Annotated in this window: 3 protein-coding genes; 2 read left to right on the forward strand and 1 reads right to left on the reverse strand. The window is 70.8% G+C overall.

Annotated elements, in window-relative coordinates; translation table 11 throughout:
• Positions 1-321, reverse strand: a 321-nt coding sequence (locus WA805_RS24810) for an AAA family ATPase (protein ID WP_425243534.1), incomplete at its 3' end; no start/stop codon positions are given.
• A gap of 371 nt (positions 322-692) precedes the next feature.
• Here WA805_RS24810 and dxs point away from each other — a divergent pair.
• Positions 693-2,648, forward strand: coding sequence for a 1-deoxy-D-xylulose-5-phosphate synthase (gene dxs / locus WA805_RS24815; RefSeq protein ID WP_422288384.1), 1,956 nt, complete (start codon positions 693-695; stop codon positions 2,646-2,648).
• Positions 2,649-2,658: 10 nt separating this feature from the next.
• The coding region (locus WA805_RS24820) for an FAD-dependent oxidoreductase (RefSeq protein WP_425243535.1) at positions 2,659-3,888 on the forward strand (1,230 nt) is incomplete at its 3' end.

The following is a 3,888-nucleotide window of genomic DNA, read 5'->3' on the forward strand; positions in this document are numbered from 1 at the left end:
GCAGTGCACCTCGACGGTCCGCCCGCCGAGCGCGGCGAGGCCGGTGAGCTTGCCGCGCTCGAACTCGCTGTACGGCCGGAAGTTCGCCTCGATCACCACCGCGGGCGCGTCGGCCGCCAGCCGCCACAGCAGCTCCATCGCGGCGCCGCCGAGCCGGCGGGACCAGGCCAGATCCGGTTCCGGCGCGCCGAGCGCGTCGTGCAGCGTCTCCTTGAGCGTGTCCTTGGTTAGCAGCGCGAACCCCAGCTCGGCGGCGAGCGGCCCGGCGAGACTGCTCTTCCCGGCCCCGGGCGCCCCCGACACGTAAACGAGACGTCTCACGCGCCCACCCTGCCACGTCCACGACGCCTCCCGCGTCCGGGCGTCCAGGACACCCCGCCTGCCACCACCCTGATAACAGCAAGAAGCGGCGCCGCACCGCCAGCCGCCGCAGCTCGCGACCATGATCACGAAAGAAAAGTTTCCTATACGCACACTTTTCTTTCGTGATCATGAAAAGGCTTTCGAAGGTCCGCTGTCGGGCATCCAGGCCCACCCTGATAACAGCAAGAAGCGGCAGCCGCCGGCGTGAAGTCCGACACGTGTGTCGGTTAACTCGGTATGCGCCCGCGACTGGCGTGGACAGTGGGCCGTACTATCGGGTAGTCCAGCCCGACAGACGCGTGACGCGTGACGCGTGAGGAGCAGCCGCCGTGACCTTGCTTGAGCGCATCAACGGCCCGGAGGACCTCAGGGAACTCACTCAGGACCAGCTAGCGATCCTGGCGGCGGAGATCCGCGACGTCCTGGTGGAGACGGTGACGAGGACCAGCGGCCACCTGGGGCCGAACCTGGGCGTGGTGGAGCTGACCATCGCGCTGCACCGGGTGTTCGACTCGCCGAAGGACAAGCTCGTCTTCGACACCGGCCACCAGTCGTACGTGCACAAGCTGCTCACCGGCCGGTTCAAGGACTTCCACACGCTGCGGCAGCCCGGCGGCCTGTCCGGCTACCCGAGCCAGGCCGAGTCCGAGCACGACCTGGTGGAGAACTCCCACGCGTCGACGTCCCTGTCCTACGCCGACGGCATGGCCAAGGCCTACCGGCTGCGCGGCGAGTACGATCGCACCGTCGTCGCGGTCATCGGGGACGGCGCGCTGACCGGCGGCATGGCCTGGGAGGCGCTGAACAACATCGCGGTGGCCCGCGACTCCAAGATCGTCATCGTGGTCAACGACAACGGCCGCTCCTACCAGCCGACGATCGGCGGGCTGGCCAGCCACCTGGCGAGCATCAGGATGAGCCAGCGCTACGAGAACGTGCTGGACCTGATCAAGACCAGCGTGACCCGCACGCCGCTCGTCGGCCAGCCGCTGTACGGCGCGCTGCACGGCGCCAAGAAGGGCCTGAAGGACTTCCTCCAGCCGCAAGTGCTGTTCGAGGACCTCGGCATCAAGTACATCGGCCCGATCGACGGCCACGACGAGCTGATGACCGAGCACGCCCTGCGCAAGGCCGCCGAGTACAGCGGCCCCGTCCTGGTGCACACGATCACCCGCAAGGGCTTCGGCTACCCGCTCGCCGAGCAGAACGAGGAGGACTGCCTCCACCAGGTCCCCGCCGCCCCGAAGAAGCCGGCCACCCAGGCCAACCCGGCCGCCCCCGCCCCGGCCAAGCGCCAGTGGAGCGACGTGTTCTCTGACGAGATGGTCGCGATCGGGGCCCGCCGTCCCGACGTGGTGGCCATCACCGCGGCGATGCTGCACCCGGTCGGCCTCGCCCAGTTCAAGGCCGCCTACCCGGATCGGGTCTACGACGTGGGCATCGCCGAGCAGCACGGGATGACCATGGCGGCGGGGCTGGCGATGGCCGGCCTGCACCCGGTGGTGTCGCTGTACGCCACCTTCCTGAACCGGGCATTCGACCAGCTGCTGATGGACGTGGCGCTGCACAAGCTGCCGGTCACCGTGACCCTCGACCGGGCCGGCGTCACCGGCCCGGACGGCGCGAGCCACAACGGAATGTGGGACGGCTCGATCCTGCAGGTCGTCCCAGGGTTGAAGATCGCCGCGCCGCGCGACGCCAGCCGGATATCGGAGCTGCTCAACGAGGCGATCCGGGTGGCCGACGGCCCGACGCTGCTGCGCTGGCCGAAGGGCACTGTCGGCGTAGAGGCCGAGGCGGTCGGCAAGCTCGGCGCGATGGACGTGCTGGCCGTGCCCGCCGACGGCGCGGCGAAGGACGTGCTGCTGCTCGGCGCCGGCCCGATGGCGGTCACCTGCGTCGAGGTGGCGAACCGCCTTCAGGATCACGGCATCGGCGTCACCGTCGTCGACCCGCGGTGGGTCAAGCCGGTCGACGAGGCGGTCATCGAGGCCGCCAGGGCGCACCGGCTTGTCGCGGTGGTCGAGGACAACGGCCGGGCCGGCGGGTTCGGCGACGCGGTGGCCAGGCTGCTGCGCGACCACGACGTCGACGTGCCGGTCAAGACGTTCGGCCTGCCGCAGGAGTTCCTCACCCACGGCGTCCGCGACCAGATCCTCGAGGCGGCCGGGCTGAGCCCGCAGCACCTGGCCAGGCAGCTGACCGAGGCGGTTGCGCGCCGCACGCCGCCCGCGCCAGCCGCGCCGGCGCAGCAAGCTTCGACGCCGGAGCGCCTACCCGAGTAGTTTTACTCTTATGTTGCGTGTTGCCGTGGTCGGCTCGGGTCCGGCCGGCCTGTACACCGCCGAGGCACTGGTCAAGCAGGCGGCCGCGCTGCCTGTTCCCGTCGCCATCGCCGTGGATGTGCTCGACCGGCTGCCGACGCCGTACGGGCTGGTCCGCTACGGCGTGGCCCCGGACCACAAATCGATCAAGTCGGTGGCGAACTACCTGCGGCGGGTGCTGGAAAGCCCGGATGTCCGGTTCCTCGGCGGCGTGCACTTCGGGGATCACGTCACCCGCGAGGACCTGCTGGACGCCTACGACGCGGTCGTCTACGCGACCGGCGCGATGCGCGACCGGCGGATGGCCATCCCCGGCGAGGACCTGCCGGGCAGCTTCGCGGCCACCGACTTCGTCAACTGGTACTGCGGCCACCCCGACGTCGACCCGTTCGCGTTCACGCTGGACGCCGAGTCGGTCGCGGTGATCGGCGTCGGCAACGTGGCCGTCGACGTGGCCAGGATCCTGGTCCGCGACCCCGCCGAGCTCGAGGGCACCGACGTTTCCGAGCCGGTGCTCGCGGCGCTGCGCGCCAGCAAGGTGCGCGAGGTGCACATGATCGGCCGCCGCGGCCCCGCGCAGGCCAAGTTCACCACCAAGGAGCTTCGCGAGCTGGGCGAACTGCCCGGCGTGACGGTGTCGACGGAGCCAGCGGAACTCGACCTGGCAGGCTTCGACGCCTCCGGCGGGTCCGCCGCGCTCGCGGAGACCGACCGTCGCGTCCGCGGCAACCTGGTCGCGCTGCGCGCCTGGGAGTCCGCGCCGGCTGGCGGTGACCGCACGCTGCGGATCCGCTTCTGGTTGCGGCCGCTGGAAATTCTTGAATCATCATCAGGAACGGTCTCGTCCCTTCGCCTCGAGCGCACCCGTCTGACCAGCGACGGTGTCTTCGAGGGCACCGGGGAGACGGAGCTGCTCGACGCGCAGATGGTGCTCCGCAGCGTGGGCTACCAGAGCGTGCCGCTGACCGGCGTCCCGTTCGACTCCCGCAGCCACACGGTGCCGAACGCCGGCGGCCGCGTCCTCGGGCCCGACGGGGAGCCGCTGCCCGGGGAGTACGTGGCCGGCTGGCTGAAGCGCGGCCCGACCGGCGTGATCGGCACCAACAAGGCCGTCGCGGCGCAGACCGTCCAGGCGCTCCTCGCGGACCTGGCGGGCGGCCCGGACGTCGGGGAGGGGAAGCTGACCCGGCCTGGCCTGCTG

The organism is Trebonia sp., assembly GCF_049794275.1.
Lineage (GTDB): Bacteria > Actinomycetota > Actinomycetes > Streptosporangiales > Streptosporangiaceae > Trebonia.